The organism is Actinoplanes sp. KI2, from assembly GCF_025630775.1.
In the GTDB taxonomy this organism is placed as follows: Bacteria; Actinomycetota; Actinomycetes; order Mycobacteriales; family Micromonosporaceae; genus Actinoplanes.
This window is the reverse complement of the sequence record NZ_JAOSZE010000030.1, coordinates 60,653-83,670: the sequence shown is the minus strand read 5'-3', so window position 1 is coordinate 83,670 and position 23,018 is coordinate 60,653. Positions and strand designations below refer to the sequence as shown.

Annotated in this window: 21 protein-coding genes; 13 read left to right on the top strand and 8 right to left on the bottom strand. The window is 72.0% G+C overall.

Annotated elements, in window-relative coordinates:
* The first annotated feature begins 3 nt into the window (after nucleotides 1–3).
* Genes ODJ79_RS29610 through ODJ79_RS29600 form a run of 3 tightly spaced genes read left to right on the top strand, consistent with a single transcriptional unit; the run spans nucleotide 4 to nucleotide 2,125 of the window.
* Nucleotides 4–570 carry a GNAT family N-acetyltransferase gene (locus ODJ79_RS29610; protein WP_263026895.1) on the top strand — a complete coding sequence of 189 codons (567 nt, stop codon included), beginning with the start codon at nucleotides 4–6 and terminating at the stop codon, nucleotides 568–570.
* Complete coding sequence (locus tag ODJ79_RS29605) at nucleotides 540–1,331, top strand: helix-turn-helix domain-containing protein (RefSeq protein WP_317620713.1); 792 nt, start codon at nucleotides 540–542, stop codon at nucleotides 1,329–1,331. The genes ODJ79_RS29610 and ODJ79_RS29605 overlap by 31 nt, the downstream gene beginning before the upstream one ends.
* Nucleotides 1,328–2,125 carry a VOC family protein gene (locus ODJ79_RS29600; protein ID WP_263026893.1) on the top strand — a complete coding sequence of 266 codons (798 nt, stop codon included), beginning with the start codon at nucleotides 1,328–1,330 and terminating at the stop codon, nucleotides 2,123–2,125. Before ODJ79_RS29605 ends, ODJ79_RS29600 begins: the two co-directional genes overlap by 4 nt.
* Here ODJ79_RS29600 and ODJ79_RS29595 read toward each other — a convergent pair.
* Nucleotides 2,115–3,026: an RNA polymerase subunit sigma-70 gene (locus tag ODJ79_RS29595; RefSeq protein WP_263026892.1), complete on the bottom strand. Its 912-nt coding sequence runs from the start codon at nucleotides 3,024–3,026 to the stop codon at nucleotides 2,115–2,117. The two genes, ODJ79_RS29600 and ODJ79_RS29595, sit on opposite strands and share 11 nt — an antisense overlap.
* Before the next feature lie 118 nt (nucleotides 3,027–3,144).
* Between ODJ79_RS29595 and ODJ79_RS29590 the strand changes: the two genes are divergently transcribed.
* The 6 genes from ODJ79_RS29590 (at nucleotide 3,145) to ODJ79_RS29565 (ending at nucleotide 8,458) form a co-directional block, all read left to right on the top strand.
* On the top strand, nucleotides 3,145–3,936 hold the full coding sequence (locus tag ODJ79_RS29590; protein WP_263026891.1) for an SDR family NAD(P)-dependent oxidoreductase: 792 nt from the start codon (nucleotides 3,145–3,147) through the stop codon (nucleotides 3,934–3,936).
* Nucleotides 3,937–4,033: 97 nt separating this feature from the next.
* Nucleotides 4,034–4,585, top strand: a complete 552-nt coding sequence (locus ODJ79_RS29585) for a hypothetical protein (RefSeq protein WP_263026890.1) — start codon at nucleotides 4,034–4,036, stop codon at nucleotides 4,583–4,585.
* 24 nt (nucleotides 4,586–4,609) lie between these two features.
* Nucleotides 4,610–5,536 (top strand): ABC transporter ATP-binding protein, encoded by a 927-nt coding sequence (locus ODJ79_RS29580; protein ID WP_263026889.1) that lies wholly within the window; start codon nucleotides 4,610–4,612, stop codon nucleotides 5,534–5,536.
* Nucleotides 5,533–6,378 carry an ABC transporter permease gene (locus ODJ79_RS29575; RefSeq protein WP_263026888.1) on the top strand — a complete coding sequence of 282 codons (846 nt, stop codon included), beginning with the start codon at nucleotides 5,533–5,535 and terminating at the stop codon, nucleotides 6,376–6,378. Before ODJ79_RS29580 ends, ODJ79_RS29575 begins: the two co-directional genes overlap by 4 nt.
* A 135-nt stretch (nucleotides 6,379–6,513) precedes the next feature.
* Nucleotides 6,514–7,776 (top strand): sensor histidine kinase, encoded by a 1,263-nt coding sequence (locus ODJ79_RS29570; RefSeq protein WP_263026887.1) that lies wholly within the window; start codon nucleotides 6,514–6,516, stop codon nucleotides 7,774–7,776.
* A gap of 16 nt (nucleotides 7,777–7,792) precedes the next feature.
* Entirely contained in the window at nucleotides 7,793–8,458 is a 666-nt protein-coding gene (locus ODJ79_RS29565; protein WP_263026886.1) for a response regulator, read from the top strand.
* Here the strand turns inward: ODJ79_RS29565 and ODJ79_RS29560 are convergent.
* On the bottom strand, nucleotides 8,409–9,128 hold the full coding sequence (locus tag ODJ79_RS29560) for a TetR/AcrR family transcriptional regulator (RefSeq protein WP_263026885.1): 720 nt from the start codon (nucleotides 9,126–9,128) through the stop codon (nucleotides 8,409–8,411). The genes ODJ79_RS29565 and ODJ79_RS29560 overlap by 50 nt on opposite strands.
* 81 nt (nucleotides 9,129–9,209) lie before the next feature.
* On the opposite strand from ODJ79_RS29560, the gene ODJ79_RS29555 reads away from it, so the two are divergent.
* The 4 genes from ODJ79_RS29555 (at nucleotide 9,210) to ODJ79_RS29540 (ending at nucleotide 16,046) form a co-directional block, all read left to right on the top strand.
* The gene (locus tag ODJ79_RS29555; protein WP_263026884.1) at nucleotides 9,210–10,634 is read left to right on the top strand and encodes an NAD(P)/FAD-dependent oxidoreductase; all 1,425 of its coding nucleotides are present in this window, start codon (nucleotides 9,210–9,212) and stop codon (nucleotides 10,632–10,634) included.
* Between the two features lie 28 nt (nucleotides 10,635–10,662).
* Complete coding sequence (locus ODJ79_RS29550; RefSeq protein WP_411267380.1) at nucleotides 10,663–11,589, top strand: sigma-70 family RNA polymerase sigma factor; 927 nt, start codon at nucleotides 10,663–10,665, stop codon at nucleotides 11,587–11,589.
* Between the two features lie 103 nt (nucleotides 11,590–11,692).
* Nucleotides 11,693–12,259, top strand: a complete 567-nt coding sequence (locus tag ODJ79_RS29545) for a dihydrofolate reductase family protein (protein WP_263026882.1) — start codon at nucleotides 11,693–11,695, stop codon at nucleotides 12,257–12,259.
* 82 nt (nucleotides 12,260–12,341) lie between these two features.
* On the top strand, nucleotides 12,342–16,046 hold the full coding sequence (locus ODJ79_RS29540; RefSeq protein WP_263026881.1) for a 5'-nucleotidase C-terminal domain-containing protein: 3,705 nt from the start codon (nucleotides 12,342–12,344) through the stop codon (nucleotides 16,044–16,046).
* On the opposite strand, the gene ODJ79_RS29535 is transcribed toward ODJ79_RS29540, so the two are convergent.
* The 6 genes from ODJ79_RS29535 to ODJ79_RS29510 all read right to left on the bottom strand — a co-directional run bounded on the left by ODJ79_RS29535 (nucleotide 16,013) and on the right by ODJ79_RS29510 (nucleotide 22,978).
* The gene (locus ODJ79_RS29535; protein ID WP_263026880.1) at nucleotides 16,013–16,468 is read right to left on the bottom strand and encodes a hypothetical protein; all 456 of its coding nucleotides are present in this window, start codon (nucleotides 16,466–16,468) and stop codon (nucleotides 16,013–16,015) included. The two genes, ODJ79_RS29540 and ODJ79_RS29535, sit on opposite strands and share 34 nt — an antisense overlap.
* 4 nt (nucleotides 16,469–16,472) lie before the next feature.
* Nucleotides 16,473–19,229, bottom strand: a complete 2,757-nt coding sequence (locus tag ODJ79_RS29530; RefSeq protein WP_263026879.1) for an ATP-binding protein — start codon at nucleotides 19,227–19,229, stop codon at nucleotides 16,473–16,475.
* Nucleotides 19,196–19,399, bottom strand: coding sequence for a hypothetical protein (locus ODJ79_RS29525; protein ID WP_263026878.1), 204 nt, complete (start codon nucleotides 19,397–19,399; stop codon nucleotides 19,196–19,198). The genes ODJ79_RS29530 and ODJ79_RS29525 overlap by 34 nt, the downstream gene beginning before the upstream one ends.
* Nucleotides 19,400–19,517: 118 nt before the next feature.
* Nucleotides 19,518–20,372, bottom strand: a complete 855-nt coding sequence (locus ODJ79_RS29520; RefSeq protein WP_263026877.1) for an SCO6745 family protein — start codon at nucleotides 20,370–20,372, stop codon at nucleotides 19,518–19,520.
* 38 nt (nucleotides 20,373–20,410) lie between these two features.
* A complete protein-coding gene (locus tag ODJ79_RS29515; protein ID WP_263026876.1) occupies nucleotides 20,411–21,646 on the bottom strand; it encodes a carbohydrate-binding protein in 1,236 nt (411 codons plus the stop codon).
* 84 nt (nucleotides 21,647–21,730) lie between these two features.
* Complete coding sequence (locus ODJ79_RS29510; protein WP_263026875.1) at nucleotides 21,731–22,978, bottom strand: acyltransferase family protein; 1,248 nt, start codon at nucleotides 22,976–22,978, stop codon at nucleotides 21,731–21,733.
* Nucleotides 22,979–23,018 lie beyond the last annotated feature (40 nt).

Below are 23,018 nucleotides of genomic sequence, written 5' to 3'. Positions count from 1 at the left end.
CGGATGACGTTGGTGACCCGGATGCTCACGCCGGAGACCTGGGCCGACTTCGCCACGCTCGTGCAGGCCAACAACGGCGTGTGGGGCGGTTGCTGGTGCATGGGCTTCCACCCGGAAGGTGTCGGCGAGGGGCACACCCCGGAGGGGAACCGCGAGGCGAAGCGCCGGCACGTGCTGGGCGGAACCGTTCACCAGGTGCTCGTCTACGACGGCGACCGTTGCGTCGGCTGGTGTCAGTTCGGGCCGCCGGCGGAGCTTCCCACCATCAAGAATCGGCGGACGTACGAGCAGGGGACCGACGCCCCGCCGGACTGGCGCATCGGCTGCATCTTCACCAACGCGAAGGACCGCGGCAAGGGCGTCGCCGCCGCCGCGGTCGCCGCCGCCCTGGACGCGATCCGGCAGGCCGGCGGCGGTGTCGTGGAGGCCTATCCCGAGCAGACCGAGCAGCGTCCGCCGCAGCGCGGGGCTTACCTGCACACCGGCCCGGAGGAGCTGTATACGCGATACGGCTTCACCCGGGTCCGGAAGATCGCAAAGTGGCGCTGGGTCATGCGCCGCACGGTCTGATCCGCCGGCGGTGTCCGGGTGGCGTGATTGACTATGGGTTAGCCATAGTAAATTCTGGTGCGGTGGGCTCTACCGAAGACAAAGCGACCCGCTCTTACCGATCGAATCGCCGGGAGGAGGGAGCGCGGCGCACCAGGCGACGGATCCTCGAGGCCGCCGGCTCGGCGTTTGTGGCGGGTGGGTACGCGGGCGCGACCATCCGCGCGATCGCGGCCGAGGCAGGCGTGTCCGTGCCGACGGTGGAGCTGTTGTTCGGCACCAAGACGCGGCTGCTCAAGGCGGCGATCGACGTGGCGATCGCCGGTGACGACGAGGCGGTGCCCATGCTCGACCGGAGCTGGACCAGCGCGGCCACCGCGGCCACCAGTGCCGGCGAGCTCCTCGCGATCGTGGCGCGGACGGTCGGGGGCGCCCAGGCCCGCTCCGCCGGTTTGGTCCTGGCCGCCTTCGAAGGGTCGGCCAAAGACCCCGAGCTCGCCGAGCTGACCGAGCAGATGATCCAGCAGCGGGCGATCACCGCCGGGTGGATCGTCGATGCCCTGGCCGGCAAGGCCGACCTGCGCGAGGAGCTCACCCGGCAGGACGCCGTGGACAGCATGTGGCTGCTGATGGAGCCGGCGGTGTTCGACCGGCTGGTCCGGCACCGCCACTGGACCGTGGATCGGTACCAGAACTGGTTCGCCCAAACCGCCCAACGACTACTGGTCGCCGACATCCCGGCGTCCGGGTCGAGGCCCGACCGACGGAGGAGACCGACATGACCCGACCCGACATCCACCGCAGAGTCCCGCCACCGCGTGGCCAGGTCGGATATCTGCAGCTGCCGGCGCTCGAGGTGGCCCGGTCGGCAGCCTTCTACCAGGCCGTGTTCGGCTGGTCCGTCGACCCGGGGCACGGCAGCTTCGAGGCACCCGGAATCATCGGGCAGTGGACCACCGACCTCAGGCCCGCCGGCTCCGCCGGCCCGGTCCTCTGGATCTGCGCCGACGACCTCTGGCCCACCCTTCAGACAGTGGCCGACAACGGTGGCACCGTGCACGGCCGGCCCCAGCTCGACAACGGGGAGCGCTGGCTCGTGGAGGTCGACGACCCGGCAGGGAACCGGATCGGCATCGTGGTGCTCGCCCGTACCACCCGGTCGCAGACCATGATCGCCGTACCGGACGTGGAAAGCTCCAGTCGCTGGTACCAGGAATTGCTCGGCCTGCGCAGCGACCACGGCGGCCCCGAGTACGAACGGCTGCTCGCCGACGGACACCTCGTCCTGCAGCTGCACAACATCCGGACCGAGCATCACCACGGGCCCGTCGCTGACCCGGGCGGCCAGGTCGGGAACGGCGTACTGCTGTGGTTCGGTGACACGTCCGACTTCGACGGCGTCGTCGCCCGCGCCGAGCGGTTGAAGGCGACCGTGGTACGCCCACCGCACCGCAACCCGCCTGAGGGCCAGGGCAACGGGCCCGGCCATCGTGAGATCTGGCTGCGCGACCCCGACGGGTACACCGTCGTGGTGGCCAGCCCGGACGGCGAGGCGTACGAGCCGATCAACGGGTGAACAGCGCACAGACGGCGGGCTCGCGGAACACGGCGATGTGCGCGACACCCGAGGTGTCGAGGGCGAGAACGTGTACCGCGTGCGGCCGGTAGGTGCCGTCGTGAGCGCGCCGGTGTGCCAGGAACGCCGGTTGCCCGTTCGCCATGGTCGTGGCCATGCGGAACTCGCCGGGTGTGGACAGCACGTGGTCGGCGAAGAACTGCGCGACCGCCGTACGCCCGCGCAGCCATTGCGGCTCGGGGGGCATCTCCACGGCGATGTCGGCGCGGAGCAGGTGCACGAGTGCGGTGATGTCGGCGTCGGCGAAGGCGGCGACGTAGCGGTCGAGAAGCGCACGCCGATGCGGCTCGGCGGGTTCGACGACGGTTTCGACAATGGGTGCGACCTGGGCGATCTGCGTCCGCGCGCGTAACAGGGCGCTGTTCACGGCCGCTGGTGTGGTGTTCAGGGCTTCGGCCACCTCCGCCGCGGGCCAGGACAGCACGTCGCGCAGGATCAGCGCGGCTCGCCGGATCGGCGACAGGTGCTGCAACGCGGCGATGAACGCGAACCGGATACCGGTGCGTGCCTGAAGGACGTCGGCCGGATCGGTGCCGGTGCTCAGCAGCGCGTCGGGGATCGGCTGCAGCCATTGCTGATCCGACGCGCTCAGGTCGGAGGGCATCGCGCGCCGGGCCCGCTGCTGCAGGGCGGTGAGGCAGACGTTGGTGGCGATCCGGTACAGGTACGTGCGCACCGAGGCCCGCCCCTGGAAGGTGTCCCGCGATCGCCACGCCCGCAGATAGGTCTCCTGCACCAGGTCCTGGGCCTCGTGCACCGAGCCGAGCATGCGATAGCAGTAGGCCAGCAACTCACCGCGGAAGGACTCCAGCTGCGGCGGGTTCATCGTGACGGTGTGCATGGTCAGCCTCCTCTCGCTGTACAGACCTGCCGGACCCGCGGAATTCATCACCCGGCGCTGCCGAATTCCGCGCCCGGTCCCGGTCTGTATCGGCGTCCAACCGACATCGGAGGCAGACATGCGACTCGACAACAACAAAGCGATCATCTACGGCGCCGGCGGCGCGATCGGCGCTGCGGTGGCCCGCGCCTTCGCCCGCGAAGGCGCGAAGGTGTTCCTCACCGGCCGCACCCTTGACGCCGTGGAAGCGGTCGCGAAGGACATCAGCACCAACGGAGGGGTCGCCGAGGCCGCCCAGGTCGACGCCATGGATGCGGCGGCGATCAGCGAGCACGCCGCGGACGTGGTCGCCCGGCACGGCGGCATCGACATCTCGTTCAACGCGATCGGCCTGCCCCAGCCCGGCGTGCAGGGGACCGCACTGGTCGACCTGGACCTGGAACGGTTCACGGCACCGATCCACACCTACCTGACGTCGCATTTCCTGACCGCGCAGGTGGCCGGACGGCACATGGCGCAGCGCGGCTCGGGGGTCATCATCACCCTGACCGCCGCCCCCAACCGGATGGCCGCACCGCTGATCGGCGGCATGGGCCCGTCCTGGGCCGGGGTCGAGGCGCTGACCCGGGGCCTTGCCGCCGAGCTCGGCCCACGCGGGGTCCGGGTCGTGTGCCTGCGACCCGACGGCATTCCGGAAACCGGCACCATCGACGTGGTCTTCGGCCTGCACGCGCAGGCACTGGGCATCACGACGCAGGAGTTCACCGCCATGATGGCCGAACGGACCCTGCTCGGACGGCTGCCCACGCTCGCCGAGGTGGCCGGCGCGGCGGTGTTCCTCGCCTCTTCCGACGCCGGGGCGATGACCGGGACCGCCCTGAACGTCAGCGGCGGCTCCCTCGCCGACTGACAGAGATGATGCCCGGCCGATCGCGGCGGCCGCCCAGCAGCCCGGCTTCGGCGGGACGACCACCACGATCAGCAACACCGCCTGCGGCTACCAGAGCATGAACGTCTTCGTGCCGCCGTCGGCCGTCGGCAACCAGCGGGCGCCGATCTACTTCGCGGTCAACAACGCGGGCTGGACGGCCAGCTATATTCGCGCCGGCATCACCGACGGCGCCTCGTACGCCAGCTCCACCTCGAACGTCGGTGCCGCGCTCAAGGCCGGCTACGTCTACGTCGACGTCGCCAACCGCAGCCGCGGGCTGGTCGGGGCCGGCGGCGACTGGCCGGGCAAGGCGCCGGCCGCGGTGGTCGACGCCAAGGCCGCGGTCCGCTATCTGCGGCTCAACGATGCGCGGATGCCGGGCAGCGCCGAGCGGATCGTGGTCAACGGCACCAGCGGCGGCGGGGCGCTCGCCGGCGGACGCCAGCCGCACGCCGGCAACTACGACGTGCCGGAGGCGACGGCCTGGATCGCCAAGGTGCTGAGGCAGGCGGGCGACCCGCTGCACTGGCCGTTCATCGGGGCGGCCCGTAGTACCGCGGTACCACGCCCGGGCCGAAGATCGGACCGCGGTACGACGGAACGCCGCCCCACCCCACCTAGCGTTTGAGCCACGACGCCCAAGGGGGGAACGATGATCGAGGCAAGACAGCTGACCAAGCGGTACGGCGACAAGACCGCCGTCGACGGGGTGGACTTCACGGTTCGGCCGGGGGCGGTGACCGGGTTTCTGGGGCCGAACGGCGCCGGCAAGTCAACGACGATGCGCATGATCATCGGCCTGGACGAGCCCACCGCCGGCACGGTCACCGTGAACGGCCGGCGGTACGCCCGGCACGCCGCCCCGCTGCACGAGGTCGGCGCGCTGCTCGAGGCCCGGTCGATCCACCCTGGGCGCTCGGCGTTCGACCACCTGATGGCCCTCGCGTACACGCATGGCATCTCGCGGTCCCGGGTGACCGAGGTGATCGGGCTGACCGGCTTGCAGTCGGTGGCCCGCAAGCGGGCCGGCGCCTTCTCGCTCGGCATGGGCCAGCGCCTGGGCATCGCCGCGGCGCTGCTCGGCGACCCGCAGACGATCATGCTGGACGAGCCGGTCAACGGGCTCGACCCGGAGGGCGTGCTGTGGATCCGCAACCTGCTCACCGGGCTGGCGGCCGAGGGCCGGACAGTCTTCGTCTCGTCGCACCTGATGAGCGAGATGGCGCTGGTCGCCGACCATCTGATCGTCGTCGGCCGGGGCCGGGTGCTGGCCGACACCACCGTGCGGGAGCTGGTCCGGCAGGCCGGCGGCGACACCGTCGTGGTGGCCGCCGCCGACCCCGCGCAGCTGCGCCGGGTGCTGGCCGGGCCGGGCGTCGAGATCACCGGGCAGCCCGGCTCGGAGCAGCTGAGCGTGACCGGCCTGTCGGCCCGCGCCATCGGGCTCAAGGCGGCCGAGCACGGCCTCGCACTGTTCGAACTCACCGCCAGATCCGTCTCGCTCGAGGAGGCCTTCATGGATCTCACCAAGGAATCGGTCGAATACCACGCCGAGAGCACCCCGGCGAGGGCGGCATGAGCATCGTCGCCGACACCCGGCCCGCCGACCTCGCACCCGCGCGGCCCACCACCCCACTCAAGGTCACCGGCCGCCGGGTGCTGCGCTCGGAGTGGGCCAAGCTGTGGTCGCTGCGCTCGACCTGGATCACGCTCGGCCTCGGGCTGCTGTTCCTGCTCGCCTTCGGCACCATCGCCGCGTTCCGCTACAAGTCGATGCTGGACTCCGGCCGGCCGATGGACCCGGACTTCGCCGACGCCACGTCGTACAGCCTCGCGCTCTTCGGCGTGCCGTTCGCCCTGATCGCGCTGGGCGTCCTGGGCGTGCTGACCGCCTCCGGCGAATACACCACCGGCATGATCCGGTCGACCCTCGCGGCGGTACCGCGCCGCCTGCCGGTGCTCTGGTCCAAGGCCGCGGTGTACGGGGTGCTGGCGTTCGTCACCGGGGCCGCCGGCGCCGTGGTCGGCTTCCTGATCAGCAACGGGGTGCTCACCGGCGCCGCGAACTCGATGAGCCTCTCCGACGGCGGCGTGCTGCGCGGGCTGCTCGGCGTGGGGGTCTATCTGGGGCTGGTCGGCGTCATCGGCGTCGCGCTCGGCACCCTGCTGCGCTCGACCGCGGGCGGCATCTCCGCGCTGGTCGGCACGTTCCTGCTGGTGCCCGGCCTGATGTCGCTGCTGCCGAAGTCCTGGCAGACCGACCTCACGCCGTACCTGCCCAGCAACGCCGGCGAGTCGATCTACAGCCTGCACCACGCCGCGGGGACGCTGACGTCCGGCACCGGGCTGCTGGTCCTGCTCGGCTGGACGGCCCTCGCGCTCGGCGGCGCCGCGTACCGGCTGATCCGCTCGGACGCCTGAACAAGGCGGCACGATGAATGATCCGCTCGGACGCCTGAACAAGGCGGCACGATGAATGATCCGCTCGGACGCCTGAACAAGGCGGCACGATGAATGATCCGCTCGGACGCCTGAACGAGGCGGCAGGATGAATCCGTGAGTGGCGACGACAACGCGGCCGGCGTACTGGTCGGGCACCCGGTCGTGGACCGGTTGTTCCGGGCCGGGCGCCGGCTGCGGCAGTGGGACGCGGGGCATCGGTGGGCGCTGGACACCGCCGTGGTCCTGGTGATCTTCCTGCTGTTCGGCGCGCCGGACCTCCATCACGACCACGGCCATCCGGACGAGCCGATCACCCTAACCCACCTGCCGACGGCGCAGATGCTGCTGCTGCAGCTGGCGCTGATCGTGCCGCTCTGGTGGCGGCGCCGCGCCCCGCTGGCCGCGTTCTACGCCGTCCTGGCGGTGTTCGTGGCCGAGTGGGCCGCTGGCATCCTGCTGCGCGCCGACGTCGCCGTGCTGGTCGCGGTCTACAGCCTGGTGCTGCACGGCCGGCTGAATCGCCTGGTCTGGGCGGTGCCGGGGCTGGCCGCGGCGGTGGTCGTGATCGTGTTGCGGCTCGCCGGCTACGTGTCGGTGTGGGACGTGCTCTTCGTCGTCGGCGTCTTCGGCACCGCCGCCGTGGCGCTTGGCTTCGCGGTCCGGATCCGCCGCGCCCAACTGGCTGTCCTGCGTGAGCGGGCCGTCCAGCTCGAGATCGAACGCGACCAGCGCAGCCGGCTCGCGGCGGCGAACGAGCGCGCCCGGGTCGCCCGCGAGATGCACGACATCCTCGGCCACAGCCTCTCGGTGATCATCACGCTGGCCGACGGCGGCGCGTACGCGTCGGACACCTCGCCGGAGCGCGGCAAGGAGGCGCTGCGGCTGATCGGGGACGCCGGCCGCGACTCGCTCGCCGAGCTGCGCCGCATGCTCGGCGTCCTGCGCGAGCAGACCGACGAGCCCAGCCTCGCCCCGCAACCGGGCATCGCCGACCTGGACCCGCTGTGCCGGCAGATCCGCGCCGCCGGTCCGCAGGTCGAGTACCGGAGCACCGGGGCGGTCGACACCCTCGACGTGGGCGTGCAGCTGGCCGCGTACCGGATCGTGCAGGAGGCGCTGACCAACGCGCTCAAGCACGCCGGCCCGCACACCCGGATCCGGCTGGAGCTGCGGGCCGAGGGCCGCCGGCTGCGGATCACCGTGCGGGACACCGGGCCGCCCGGCGGCGATCCGCCCGTACCCTCCACCGGGGAAGGTCACGGCGTCGTGGGCATGCGCGAGCGCGCCGCCCTCTACGGTGGAACGGTCACGGCCGGGCCGGTTCCCGGCGGTGGCTGGTCCGTGGCCGCCGAGCTGGATCTGACCGATATCTCCTGAGGACCGCCGAACCCGAATGATCACCGTGCTGATCGCCGACGACCAACCGCTGCAACGCCTCGGCTTCCGGATGCTGCTGGAGAGCAACCCCGACACCGAGGTGATCGGCGAGGCCGGCAACGGCGCCGAGGCGGTGCGCCAGACCACCGAGCTGCGCCCGGACGTGGTGCTGATGGACGTACGGATGCCCGGCCTGGACGGCATCGAGGCCACCCGGCGGATCGTGGCCGAGGGCGGCCGGTCGCGCATCCTCATGCTGACCACGTTCGACCTGGACGAGTACGTGCACGCCGCGCTCCGGGCCGGCGCCAGCGGCTTCCTGCTCAAGGACGCCTACCCGGAGGAGCTGCTGGCCGGCATCCGGGCGGTCGCCGCGGGCGACGCGGTGATCGCGCCCGCGCTGACCCGCCGGCTGCTCGACGCCTTCGCCCATCACCTCGGCGGCGGGCAGCGGACCACCGACCCGCGGCTCGGCACGCTGACCGACCGGGAACGCGAGATCTTGATCGCCATCGGGCGCGGCTGGACCAACGGCGAGATCGCCGAGCGGCTGGTGCTCTCCGAGTCGACGGTCAAGACCCACGTCGGCCGGGTGCTTGCAAAGATTGGTGCCCGGGACCGGATCCAGGCCGTCATCCTCGCCTATGACCTGGGCCTGACTCGCCCGCAGCAGCCCGGCTGAGCTCGAGCGCCGCGATCAACTTGTCGAGCACCCCGGGAAAGGCGGGGTCGGACATCGCGGGCAGCTCGGCCCGTACACCGGCAAGGTTTGGATATTCCGAAGCAGACAACGTGGCGTAGGCCCGGGCGAGCGCCCGCTCCTCCGCCCGCTCCTGCTCCGGGGTCATCTCGCTGGCCGCGATCGCGGCCATCGCCCAGACCGCCTCGATCAGGTCGCGATAGTGCCGGACCGCCGCCGACCCGGCGAAGCCCGCGCCGATCAGCAGACCGATCCCGATCTCGGCGGCGCGCAGCTCGTTGGGGCCGGCGGTGAACCGGACCGCGCCCAGCAGAGCCAGCCGAGGATGCCGCAGCATCGTCCGGTAGATCCCCTCGGCCAGCGCCCGCAGCGAGTCCGCCCAGTGCGGCCGGGGCACGAACTCGTCGAGGGTCTCGCTGAGCAGCCGGTCGGAGATGGCGATCACCAATGCATCAATGTTTCGGAAATATCGGTAGATGGCGGATGGGTCGGCGCCCAGTTCGACGCCGAGCCGCCGGACGGTCAGCGCGTTGCCGCCGGGCGCCTCGATCAGCCGCAGCGCGGCGTTGATGATCATGTCGGGGTCCAGCACCACGCCGGCCCGGGTGGGCCGCCGCCGGACCCGCGGTGAGGTTGCTCTCGTTGTCGCCATCGCACCAGCATTCCTTATGTCAACGCATTGACTTAACTGTAGCGCGGCGTTTCCCTGGAGTTCTGACCAGGGAGGATCAGCATGCGGGCGGCAACACCGGCCTACGATCTCGATGTCCGGACCGACGAGAGGCGCATCCGCGCGGCACTGGCCGACGCGGCGCACACCCCGTTCTGGCTGGAGGACCCGGGCCGTCCGGCGACCGCGCCGTGGTTCACCGGGACGACCGAGACCGACCTGCTGGTGATCGGCGGCGGCTACTGCGGGCTGTGGACCGCGCTCCAGGCAAAAGAGCAGAATCCGGGCCGCGACGTCGTGCTGGTGGAGAGCGCCGAGATCGGCTGGGCGGCCAGCGGCCGCAACGGCGGCTTCGTCGAGGCCAGCCTCACCCACGGACCGGAGAACGGCCGCCGCTACTTCGCCGAGGACCTCGACGTGCTCGGTGGCCTGGCCGCGGAGAACTTCCGGGAGTTCCACGACAGCCTGCTGCGGCATGGCATCGACGCCGAGTACCAGCGGGGCGGCGGCCTGTCGGTGGCGACCGAGCCGCACCAGGTCGAGGCGCTGCGCCGCGCAGCCGCTGAGGGCGGTGTTTTCTACGACCGCGACCAGCTGACCGAGCTGGTCCGCTCGCCGCTCTACCGGGCCGGCCTCTTCCACTCCGACGGGGTCGCGCTGGTCCATCCGGCCAAGCTGGTGTGGGGCCTCAAGGCCGCGTGCAAGAAGCTGGGCGTACGCATCTTCGAGCACACGCCGGTCACCGCGCTCACCAACCAGGGCTGCGCCGTGCGGGCCCGCACCGACAACGGCATCATCCGCGCCCGGCAGGTCGTGCTGGCCACCAACGGCTTCCCGTCGCTGCTCAAGCGCAACCGGATGCTGACGCTGCCGGTCTACGACTACGTGCTGATGACCGAGCCGCTCACCGGCGCGCAGCTGGCGGAGATCGGCTGGCAGCGCCCGTTCGGCATCTCGGACGCCTCGCGGCAGTTCCACTACTACCGCAAGACCGCCGACAACCGGATCCTGTGGGGCGGCTACGACGTCGTCTACCACCGCGGCGGCGCCATCGTGCCGGACCACGACCAGCGGCCCGAGACGTTCGACCGGCTCGCCGACCACTTCCTGCGGACCTTCCCGCAGCTGGGCGACATCCGGTTCACGCACGCCTGGGGCGGCATGATCGACATGTCCACCCAGCTGGCCGCGTTCCAGGGCCTCGCGATGGGCGGCAAGGTCGCGTACAGCAGCGGATTCACCGGTCTCGGCGTGGCGGCCACCCGCTTCGCCGGCGCGGTGATGCTCGACCTGCTGGCCGGCCGGGAAACCGCCCGAACCCGGCTGCGGATGGCCACCAGGCGCCCGCTGCCGATCCCGCCGGAGCCCCTGCTCTACCCGGCCGTGCAGCTCATCCGCCGGGCGATCGCCCGGGCCGACCGCAACGGCGGGCGGGACGGCATAATCCTCAAAACGGCCAATCGACTGGGCTTCTCCTTCGATTCCTGAGGCCACGACGGTGCGCCAGGATGACGGAATGGACTTCGAGGCCCACCGCGGTGAGCTGATCGCCTACTGCTACCGGATGCTCGGCTCGTTCCACGAGGCCGAGGACCTGGTGCAGGAGACGATGCTGCGAGCCTGGAAGGCCCGCGAGCGGTACGACCCGGCCCGCGCCTCGGTGCGGACCTGGCTTTACCGCATCGCCACCAACGTGTGCCTGACCGCGCTCGAGGGCGGCGCCCGGCGGCCGTTGCCGTCGGGCCTGGTCGCGGAGAGCCGGGACGTCCAGGCGCCGCTCACCCCGGCGCTGGACATCCCGTGGCTGCAGCCGTTCCCGGACGCCCGGGTCGACGCCGATGCCCGCGCCGACCTGCGGCTCGCCCTGGTCGCGGCGATGCAGACGCTGCCCGCCAAGCAGCGGGCGGTGCTCGTGCTCCGTGAGGTGCTGGAGTTCAGCGCGGCCGAGGTCGCCGCCCAGTTGGAGACCACGGTGCCCGCGGTGAACAGCTCGCTGCAGCGGGCCCGGGCCGCCCTGGCCGGCGCGGACGGTCTCGACGAGATGCCCGAGCCGGACGATCCCGAGGTACGCGCGGCGGTCGACCGCTATGTCGAGGCGTTCGAGGCGGCCGACGTCCCCCGCCTGGTCCGGCTGCTCACCGACCAGGCCGTCCTCGAGATGCCGCCGGTCCCGCTCTGGTTCCGCGGCCGCGACCGCTACGGCCGGTTCATCGAGCGGGTCTTCGAGATGCGCGGGCCGGGCTGGCTGATGCTCCGGCTCACCGCCAACGGGCAACCGGCGCTGGCCGCGTACAGCCCGCAGCCCGGCGGCGGGCATCGGCTGCACACGCTGCAGGTCCTCACCGTGCTCGGCGGCCTGGTCGCGCGCAACGTCGTGTTCGCCGACCCGGCCGTCTTCGCCACCTTCGACCTGCCGACCGAAATTCCTCGGCCACGGCGATGAGTTCGCCCGGTGCCGCCGGTACGTACCGCTGAGCATCGGGCGACGCGTTCGCCCGGTGCCGCCGGTACCTACCGGTGAGCATCGAGCGAAAGGACCACCCATCGTGAGCGTCATCTACCTCGCCTTCACCACCCTCGACGGCATCGTCACCGACCCGGACGGCGCCGAAGGCACGCCGGCCGGCGGCTGGATGTTCCAGTTCGGCCCGGAGGCCGTCGCCGGTGACAAGTTCCGCCTCGGCCCGCTCTTCGACTCCGGGGTCATGCTGCTGGGCCGCCGCACGTGGCAGGCGTTCGGCCGGCTCTGGCCGACCCGCGACGACCCGTTCTCCCGGCGGATGAACGCGATCCCGAAATTGGTCGCGTCGCGCACCCTGACCGACGCGTCGGCCTGGGCCAACTCCCGCCTCGTCGAGGGCGATGTCGTCGACACGGTCAAGCGGGAGAGCCGGGACGTCGTCGTGACCGGCAGCCGCGGCCTGGCCCACCTGCTGATGGCGCACGACCTGATCGACGAGTACCGCCTGATCACCTTCCCGATCGTCCTCGGCGCCGGGAAACACCTGTTCCCGTCCGCCGAGCGGCCCACCACCCTGCAGCTCCGGGAGATCGAGCAGGTGGGACCGGCGGTGTACGCCCGATACGGCCGCAGTTCGTCCGAGAGTCGTTGACCGGCATCCATGCGGTGGTAAGAGTGGGGTCGATCGCCACATTCGACTCGTGCCACCGCATGAGATGAACAAAAGGTGCGAAATGGTCAACAGACGATTTCTTTCTCCGCCGCTGGCCGCCGTGCTGACCGTCGCGCTCACCGCGGTCGGCGTGGCGGCCACCGGCGGCCCGGCCGCGGCCCACCACTCGCCCGGCGAGACCCCGGTGGTGCTCTTCAGCTCCGACGGCATGCGCCCCGACCTGATGCAGGGGTACGCCGCGCTGGGCCAGATGCCGGCCTACGCCTCGCTCATGCGCGGCGGCGCGACCGGGGCGAACGGCCTGACCCAGGGCTTCCCGCCGAACACCGGCCAGGGCTGGTACACGATGGCCACCGGCGCCTGGCCGGGCGTGCACGGCAGCACCAACAACACGTTCTTCGACAACCGGCAGCCGTTCACCACGTCGACGTCGTTCGCGTTCCACGGCAACGGCGCCAGCCCGGGCAGCGACCCGACCAACGTGCTCGAGGCCCAGTCGGTCGCGTCGAGCGCCGAGCTGGCCGGCAAGAAGGTCGCCCAGCTGGAGTGGACCGGCGGCCTGAACGCCAACATCAGCGGCCCGACCGTCGACTACGCCACCTTCTACTCGCAGCGCGGCCTGCTGGAATACCCGCTCAACCCGGCCAAGCAGACCAGCGCCGCCGGCTTCGGGCTGTCCTACCAGGTCGCCGCGTTCACCCCGGCGACCGGCTGGACGAACGTGCCGGCCAGCAGCGGCAGGCCGGCCGAGCAGACCACGCTGACGGTCACCTCGACCTCCGCGGCGCTCAACCCCACCAGAACCTTCGACCTTTACGTGTACGCGAGCGGCAGCCGTGGCTACGACAAGGTCGTGATGGTCCCCGCCGCGGCGGCCAAGGACGGCAGCAAGGCGGCGGCCACCCTGACGCCCCGCACCTACAGCCCGGTCAAGCTGACCGGCGCGGACGGCCTGATCGGCGCGGCCGCCGGGGAGAGCGCCGGCTTCTACGTCGACGTGACGAACCTGGCGAGCGACCTGTCCAGCTTCGGCCTCTACTTCACCTCGGTCACCCGGCCCAACGCGCACTGCGCGACCGCGGCGTGCACCGCGCTGCCCGCGGGCGCACCGGGCGAGGACAGGCTCGCCAAGTACATCGCCGACAACCTGCCTCCGGCGATCTTCGGCGACTTCGCGCCCGAGGAGGCCGGCCTGATCGACGAGGACACCTGGTACGCCCAGACCGTGGGCCTCAATCAGGCGTACGACCTCGCGGTCTTCAGTTATGTCTTGAAGACGCTGCAGCCGGACACCGAGGTGCTGCTGGCCGGCACCGACCAGACCGACGAGGTGAGCCACCAGATCCTCGGCCTGCTCACCCCGGTGGCGCCGGACGGCAGCGCGAACCCGTACTTCGACCGGGTCGCCGGCAGCGGGCCGCGCGACCACCGGCTCGCCGAGCGCGAGGGCTACCTGCGCGGCGCCTACCATTCGGCCGACGCCCGGCTCGGCTTCGTCCGCTCGGTTCTGCACGACCCGGACATCCTCGCCTCCAGCGACCACGGCTTCGCCCCGCAGTGGTACGCGGTCGACTCGCCGCTGGTGCTCAAGCAGCTCGGCCTGCAGGACGTCGAGCAGACCGGCAACTGCCGGCCGGCGGCGGCCGGCCAGCCCGGCAAGACGATCGCGAAGGCCTGCTGGGCGGGCGGCACCGCGCAGATCTACCTGGCCCTCAAGGGCCGCAACCCGGACGGCGTGCTGGCTCAGGCCGACTATCAGGCGACCGTCGACAAGATCGTCGCGGCGTACCGGGACCTCAAGGACCCGGCAACCGGTAAGCCGGTGGTCGAGAAGGTGCTGACCAAGGCCGAGCTGGCCGACGTGGACGGCAGCGACTCGCTCAACCCGACCCGCTCCGGCGACGTCGTGGTGGTCACCAAGGTGCCGTACGAGTTCGACGGCGCCACCGTCGGCACGATCGTCGCGCCGTCGAAGTTCTTCGGCCAGCACGGGTACCTGCCGGACGACGTCGACCTGGCGCACAACATCAACATGCACGCCACGTTCGTGGCCGGCGGCCCGGACATCGCGCACGTCCCGGCGGTCCGCGGGGTGCGCGCGGTCGACCTCGCCCCGACCCTGGCCGTGCTGGGCGGGTTCGATCCGCCGCTGCAGGCCCAGGGCAGCGTGCTCACCTCGATTATCAAGGGCGGTTCCCGGTACGCCACCGGGCAGCTCCTCGGGATCAACGACGTGCACGGCAACCTGACCCACGACGGGCTCACCTACACCGACCCGTACACCGGTGTGAAGGACACCGCGGGCGGGATCGCAACGCTCGCCACCTACCTGAAGGCCGCTGATTCTCGCGACACTGTGACAATCGAGGCCGGTGACATGGTGGGCGCCAGCCCGCCGGCGTCCGGGCTGCTGCGCGACAAGCCGACGCTGGACGCGCTCAACGAGATGGGCATCGACGTCGGGACGCTCGGCAACCACGAGTTCGACCGCGGGGTCACCGAGATGCTCCGGCAGATCAACGGCGGGGTGTCCACGATCGACCCGTCGATCACCTTCGACAAGCTGAACTTCCCGGTCGTCGACGCCAACGTGATCAGCGACAAAACCGGAAAACCACTACTTCAGCCGTACGCGATCAAGCGCATCGCCGGGGTACCGGTCGCCTTCATCGGCGCCACCACGATCACCACGCCGACGATCACCACGACCGGCGCGACCACCGGTGTCCACTTCACCGACGAGGCCACCGCCATCAACGGGCAGGTCGCGGCGCTGAAGACAAAGGGCGTGCGGGCCTTCGTGGTGGTCATCCACGAAGGCGGCGTGCAGACCGGCTACCCGGTCGGCACGGTCGGCGACCGGATCAAGACCATCGCGGCGAACCTCGACCCGGCCGTCTCCGTGCTGATCAGCGGGCACAGCCATACGGTCGTGGACACCCGGGTCGGGCACGCGCTGGTCATCCAGGCGTCCTCCTTCACCCGGGCGTTCGACCGGGTGCACCTGCTGCTCGACCGGCACGCCGGCACGATCGCGGCGACCTGGGGCTCGGTGCTCCCGGTCTGGGAGAACATCCCGCCGCTGTCCACCGACCCGTCCGCGCCGGCCGTCCAGCCCGACCCGGCCGTACAGAAGATCGTCGACGACGCGGTGACCGCGACGAACCCGGTCACCCAGCAGGTGATCGGCCACGCCGCCGCCGACGTCCCCTCCCAGCGGGACGGCGGGTCCACCCCGGCCGGCGAGTCGCCGGCCGGTGACCTGGTCGCCGACTCGCAGCGGCTCTACACCAAGACGCAGCTCGCGTTCGTCAACACCGGCAGCATCCGGGCCGGGCTGACGGCCGGCGAGGTGACCTACGGCGACCTGTTCACGATGCAGCCGTTCCAGGACGACTACGTCGACACGTTCACGCTGACCGGCAAACAGGTGTGGGACCTGCTGGCGCAGCAGCTCGCGCCCGGCACCGGCGGGATCATGCAGATCTCCGGCCTGCACTTCACCTACTCCGCCGGCAAGATCACCGGGGTGTGGCTGGGCGCGGCCGGCGACACCAGCACCCCGATCCCGAACGACACGTCGGTCTCCTACACCGGCACCGCCAACTCGTTCATGATGGGCGGCGGCGACGGCTTCACCGTCCTGCAGGGCGCGAGCAACGTCGTCCAGACCGCCGACGCCGAGCTGGTGCCGCTGGTCTGGTACGTCGGCACCCTCCCCAACCCGTTCACCTACACCACCGACGGCCGCATCGCCGTCGGCTGACGCACCGTTTCCCCGCCGGGCCGGCCGTGACCGGCCGCGCCCGGCGGGCGCCGGACGACGACGAGTTGGTCGGTTGCGTGGATGCTCCTATGGATGCCTTCCTTGGTGCGTCGTTGCATGTGTGGCGGGTGCGAGGGTCCCAGCGCAGGCGGCAGAGCACGACGCGGCTGAGCGGTGCCGGGTCGTCCTGCCGGAGCCGGCAGGGATCGGGGGCGAGCCGCAGAGCAGGCGAACGCCGCTTCGGAGGCGAGCCGGTCGTGGTTCTCACCGGCCTGTGCCGATGGGCTGTGTTCGATGCAGTCGCCGCACACCCGCACCGATCGGGCCCGCGCGAACGCGAGAACCGAGTCCACCGACGTGTCGACCAGCTTGGTGGGGTGCAGCACGAGGCCGATGGCGGCGACCCGGGTCTGGGCCTCCATGCCCTCAGCCTGGCCGTCCGATCAGGTCGGCCACCTCGGTACGCGAGGCGACGCCCAGCTTGCGCAGAATGTTCGAGACGTGGATGGCGGCCGTCTTCGGCGAGATGTACAGCCGCCGGGCCAGCTCGGCGTTGGTCAGCCCGTCGCCGACCAGCACCGCGACCTCGCGCTCGCGGGGAGTCAGCGCGGCCGGGCCGGTGACCGCCGGCGGGGCGTCCACCGGGGCCAGCCCGAGCCGGGCGCGGACCTGGTCGAGCTGGGCGACCCGCCAGCCGCGCCACTCGGCCAGCAGCGCCGCGGCCGCCTCGACCTGAGCGGCGGCCTCCTCGCGCCGGTCGGTCGCGAGCAGGCATCGGGCCGCACCGACCCGGACCGTGCCGCGGATGGCCGGCCCGAGGATGTGCGCCTCGGTGATCGACAGATAGCCGGCCAGCGCCTCGGCGTGCCGGCCGTGCGCCTCGGCGAGCTGGGCGTCCACCAGCGTACGGAAGGCATCCCACACGTCGGCGTCGAGCAGCTCGGCGGCCATCCGGTCGAGCCGCGGCAGCGGCAGGCCGCCCTCCAGCGCCGCCGAGATCAGGTCGTGCGCCCGATCGCCGCTGCGCCACGCCTCCTCGGTCTGGGCCCGGAGGAACTCGTCCAGGGTCGACTCGATGCGCGGCCGGTCGTGGCGGCGGCAGGCGAGGTGGAACGCGAGGCCGGGAATCGTGGTCGGTGCGTTGTTGGGCACCGTCGCCAGGTCGGCGATGACCCGCTCGGCCCGGTCCAGCTCGCCGGCCTCCAGATAGGCCCCGGCCAGGAAGACGCCGTGAAAGTCGGCCCAGCGGCCCCGGCGCCGCAGCCCACGGTCCTGCTCGCGGCCTTCCTCCAGGGTGGCGATCGCCGCGCGCAGGTCACCGGCGCGCCACGCCAGCCGCGCCCGGCCCTGGAAGTAGGTGGCCACCGCGAGCGACTCGAAGCCGGCCCGCTCGGCGTCCACCCGCATCCGTTCCAGGGTCTCGGCGTGCTCGTCCGGTGAGGTCGGCGGTTCGCCCTGCACCAGGTTGTTGAGCGCGTGGGCGGCCAGCACCCACTCGCCCGCCTTCTCCGCGTCGTCCACCAGCGCGGAGAGGATCTGCCGGCCCTGGGCGGCGGTCTGCGGGCGCTCGCCGAGCGCCGCGCCCTTCTCCAGCGACGCGGCGAGCCGGATGGCCGGCAGGTCGAACCGGTCGGCCAGGGTCAGCGCGCGGTCGGCCCAGAGCACGGCGGCGTCCGGGTCGTCGCGCAGGTACGACGACCGCGCGATCGCGGTCATCGCCCGCGCCTGGTCGGCGCCCGGCGGCAGCTGGGCGATCAGCGTTTCGATGTCCTTGGTCAGGGCGCGCATCTCGTCCGTCGCCCGGGACTCCCAGGCGATCCGGACCAGTAGGTAGAGCGACTCGGCCCGCTCGGTGCTGGTGCCGGCCAGGTCGCGCCACCGCCGGCCGTAGCGCAGCGCGTCGTCGAGCAGGCCGGCCAGCCACGCCGCCTGCGCCGCCCCGGCGAGCAACTCGGTGTCGTCGGGCGCCTCGTCGAGGCCCATCTCGGCCAGCTGCAGCGCCTGATAGGCCGACCCGATCGACAGGTAGAGCGCGGTGCCCCGGCGGGCCGCGTCGATCATGTCGTCGTACCGGCCGGCGCCGCGGGCATGGTGCGCCACCAAGGCCGGGTCGGAGGCGCCCTCCTCGGTCCCGCCCCGGCGCAGCAGCACCTCCAGCGCGGCCTCGTGCAGCCGGCGGCGCTGCCGGGCGAGCATCTGGTCGGCGATCGCCTCGCGTACCAGCGCGTGCCGGAACGCGAACTCGTCCTCTCCGGACTCGACCAGCACGCCCCGGGAGACCAGGTCGCGCAGCACCGTGATCAGCTCGTCCTCGCCGGTGCCGGTCACGTCGGCGAGCAGGTCGAACGGGATGCGGTGGCCGAGCACGGCGGCCGCCTCGACCACCCGGTGGCTGACCGGTTCGAGGTCTTCCACCTGGCGGCGCAGCACGTCGGCGAGGCTCCACGGCAGCGGCTGCTCGACCAGCGCCTCGGCGTCGTAGCCGGGCAGCGCACGCAGCAGCTCCTCGAGGAAGAACGGGTTGCCGCCGGTGCGGTGGTGCAGCGCGGTCGCGGCACGCAGCGGTGCCGGGGCGCCGGTCGCCGCCGCCAGCATCGCCGCCGTCTGCGCGGGGGTGAGACGATCCAGCCGTACGTGCGTGACCGTGTGCCGCCGCTCCATCCGGGCCAGCAGCCCGGCCACCGGCTGCCGGGTGGTCACCTCGTCCGGCCGGTACGTGCCGATCAGCAGCCGCGGCCCGTGCTGGTCGGCGATCCGCTCGAACAGCGCCGCGCTCTCCGAGTCGGCCCAGTGCAGATCCTCGAAGACGATGACCGCGGGGGAGTCGCCGATCAGGTCGGCCACGATCGCCAGCCCGGTGTGCAACCGCTCGATCGGGCTGCGCCGCGGGTCCTCGAGCGCGGCCAGCTGCTCCTCGTCGACCTCGGGCCGGCCGTCGATCGCGTCCAGCAGCACCTCGTACGGCCGGGACAGCGAGCCCGGTTCGGCCTGCCCGACCAGCACCACGGTCGTCGGCGGCAGGGTCGCCAGCAGCTCGTGCACCAGCCGCGTCTTCCCGATGCCCGGTTCGCCCGCGATGATCGCCACCGCGGGCTCACGCGCCGAGGCGAGCCGCGCCAACCGGCGCAGCTCGCCTTCTCGCCCGATCATCACCGGGCTGGCACCACCGCGGATGGCTCGCACGGGGCCAGCCTACCGGCGGGCCGGCCGCGTACCGCCGGCGCTTTCCGCGCCCGGCGACCCCAGCGGGCCGTCCGGGCGTTGGCGAGCAGACGCCTCCGCGTGGCCTCGTCGATCAGCTCGCGGTTCCGCTGGTTCGCCAGGGTGAGCATGAGGTCGGGGTGTAGCAACATGGCCTGTCTCCTTCGTCAACCGCTGATGTACCAATCCTCGGTCGACCAGGCCTTTCCAACATCGGGAGCGCTTACCTATCTTGACCGGGCGATCCGGAGGAAGGTGCCCTAGGCATACCTACTCGCGGACCGGCCGGCGTAGGGGGATCGGGTTGTCGTCCGGCAGGGCGGCCCAGGCCCGCTCGGCCAGCGGGGCCAGCAGGGCGGCGCAGCGCTCGGTGTCCGCGTCGCCGAGCCGCTGCCACGGGCCGGCCGCCAGCCGGTCGGTCAGCGCCTCCACCTCGTCGTACGCGTCCCGCCCCGCGGCCGTGGCCGTGCCGCCGGCGGTCAGCCAGCCACGCTTCGCCAACCGGCCGGCGGCGTCGTCCCACTCCTCGTCGGTCCAGCCGCGGGCCGGCTGGGTCACCTCGCGCAGCCGTCCACCGTCCACACCGACCCGCCAGACCAGCGACTCGGCGCCGTCCACACCCGCGGTGAGCAGGGCGGCCACGTGCCCGTCGCCGCGGTGCTCGCGCAGCACGGTGGCGGCGTGCCAGAGCCGGCCGACCGGGTCCTGCGGCCAGGGCAGATCCGCGTACGCCCCGGCCAGCACCCGGCCCGGCAGGTCCACCTGCCGCGCCGCCGCCGCGAGCAGGTCGGCGGCCTCGGCCACGGTGGCCGGCGGCAGGCCGGCGAACAGTTCGGACAGTGCCGCCCGCGCGCCGTCCGCGCGTGCCGCCAGCGCCGCCGGCGGCGTGATGCGTGCCCAGACGCCCGGGAACGCGCGGGTCACCATGGCCGGCGCGAACCCGAAGAACGCGGCGGTGACCGGCCCCGGCCCGACCGCGCCGAGCGCCGCGGCCCGCCCGGCGAAGTAGCGCCGCCAGAAGCCGGTGAGCCCGGCCGCCTCGAAGGCCGAGGCGGCCTGCGGCGTGAAGTAGGTGACGGCGTGCAGGGGCTCGAAGAGGGACCAGAGGCGGCGCGCGGCAATCATGGCGGTAGCCAAATGCCGTCGCCGCCCCCGGTCAAGCCTCAGCCGGCGTACCCGGCAAAGATCTTGCTGAACTCGTACGGCTGCTGCGGGATGTTGGTGCACATGTACAGCGCCCCGGTGCAGGCGTTCTTGTCCCGGCCCAGCTCCCAGAAGCTGAGCATGCCCAGATGCTTGCCCTGGGCGAAGCTGACCAGCTGCCGGGCGTCGGCCTGGTCGTAGATGTGGCCGTCGTCGTTCGCGCCCAGCATCGGTGTCACGCCGACCATCTTCCAGACCTGAGCGTCCGTACGGTCCGGGTACAGCGATTTCACCTGCGCGAAGGTCGAGTTGGCCGCCTGCACCGCGAAGTCCCCGTAGTCGCCGGTGCGGTAGTAGTCCATCGCCATCACGTTGACCAGGTCCACGTTGACCCCGGCATCCCGGGCCGAGCGCACCACGTTGAGCCCGTCGGCGGTCAGACCCTCGGGCAGCACCGGCAGCGTGAACGACACCCGCAGTCCCGGGTTGGCCCGCTGCAGGGCGGCCAGCGCCTGCGAGCGGCGGGTCACCGAGGCGGTGTCCGCGGTCGCCGCGCCCTCGATGTCCAGGTCGATGTACTTCAAGGCGTACGCGCTGACCACGGCCTGATATTCGGCCTGCAACGCGGAGACGCTGGTGCACGCCTGGGCCAGCTCGATGCCGGTGGCGCCACCGAACGAGATCTTCACGTCGCCGCCGCGGGCGCGGACCGCGTCGATCTGGTCCTTCGCCCAGGCCTGCCGCGGGTCGTACGCGTTGAACCACATGGCCTTGCAGGCGGAGGCGGTGATGAACGCCAGCGTCACGTTCTTGAGGTTGCCGCTGGTCACCATGGTGGTGAGGCTGGGCGTCGGCCAGGCGCCCATGTCGACGTACGGGGCATGGGCGAGCCCGCCGCTCGCCGGCGGCTGCGTGGTGGGTGAGGTGGTGGGCGGGGTGGTCGGGGAGGTGGTCGGCGGCGTCGTGCCGTCGCAGGCGCCGAGGTCCTCCCAGAGCGAGGCGGCGGCCACCGGGTTCCACCCGGCGCCGACCGGCGGGGTGTGCGCGACCCGGGCCCGGTAGAGGCGCCCGTTGTAGGTCACCAGGGCGCCGACGGCGTAGGCGGTGCCCTCGGCCCACGCGGGCGCCGAGCAGGCCACCGCGACCGCCGCTGCCCCGGTCGGCGTGGCGGCGAAGACGGCGGGTGCGGTCATGATTCCGGCAGCAACGGTCACGGCGCCCGCGACCAGCGCCACCCAGCGGTGCAGATGCTTCATCGCGACTCCTTCGGCCCGAGCGATTTCATCGAGCGTGATGGATGCTATGAACAACTGTCAACAATGTTAAAAGTTTTCGTCTGCTCAGCCGACGCGGGCCGGCGCTCCTTCCGGCTGTGGATCCGGTAGGTCATCCGGTACGGAGGCCGGTGCGAATCCCGGCCGGAACGGCGGGCGCCGCAGGCTGCGCAGGAGAGCGACGTGCACGCCGGCAACGGCCGCGAGCGTGCGGTGGGCGGCGGCCGGCAAGGCGCGCCAGGAGCGATGGCGCTGAAACGGGATCTCGAAGGCGGTGGCGAGGAGCCAGGCCGCCAGCAGCGAAAGTGGCAGGCCGGCCACGACCAGGAAGGCGTACGTGTGCGGGCCGCGCTCGACGTGGTGCGGCGCCACCTTCTTCGCGAGGACGGTGAGGATCGGCAGGTGGATCAGGTACAGGCTGTAGGAGATCTTCCCCAGGCCGGCCAGCAGCCGGCTCGACAGCAGGCGGGTCAGCGCGCCGGTGGGGTCGGTGGCGACGGCCAAGATCAGCATCGTCAGGCCGGGTGCGATCGCGAGGTCGATCCAGAAGTAGTGGTGGCCGGTCCAGTAGGATCCCTTGGCATAGATCGTCAGTAGCACCGGGGCGCAGGCCGCCGCGGCCAACCACAACCAGGGCAGCGCGCGGAGCCGGGTCGAGGCGGTGACCACCCCGGCGGCGACCAGGCCGGCGGCGAAGACCGGGGCCAGGTGCCAGGTCAGTCCGGTGTCGCCCTCGGGCGGGTTCGAGTGCGGGGCGGCCAAGCCTGCCAGCAGCACCGGCACGGTGACCACGGCGAGCAGCACGAGCGCCCCGAGCCGGCGACGGATCAGCAGGAACACCGGGAAGAGCAGGTAAAGCTCGACCTCGACGGCGACCGACCAGAAGGCACCGTTCGGTGTTCGGGCCTTGACGAAATCCTGCAGCAGCAGGCCGAAGACCGCCAGCGACCGGTGGTTCGGTGGACCGTAGTGGGTGGCCGGCACGATGAACAGGGCGACCGCCAGGCTGAACGCGAGCGCCACCCAGTAGGCCGGGAGGATCCGCCAGGCCCGCCGGCGTAGGAACCGGGCCGCTCCGCCCAGCCGCCATTGGTTGCCCGCAGGGGACAGCGCCAGCGAGAAGCCGGAGAGGGCCAGGAAGAAAACAACGCTCAGCCGACCGTACATCGCCCAGGTCAGGTAAGCCGGGCCGGTGTTACGGGGAAAATACCGGAAGGCCAGCAGCCACGAGTGGAACAGGAGCACGTAGATCGCGGCCAGGCCACGCAGGCCGTCCAGCCCCGCCACCCGGCCACGCTCCGGTCGTTCTGTCACGGAACCGTCCCCCACGTCCGACGACACCACGCGGAAACAC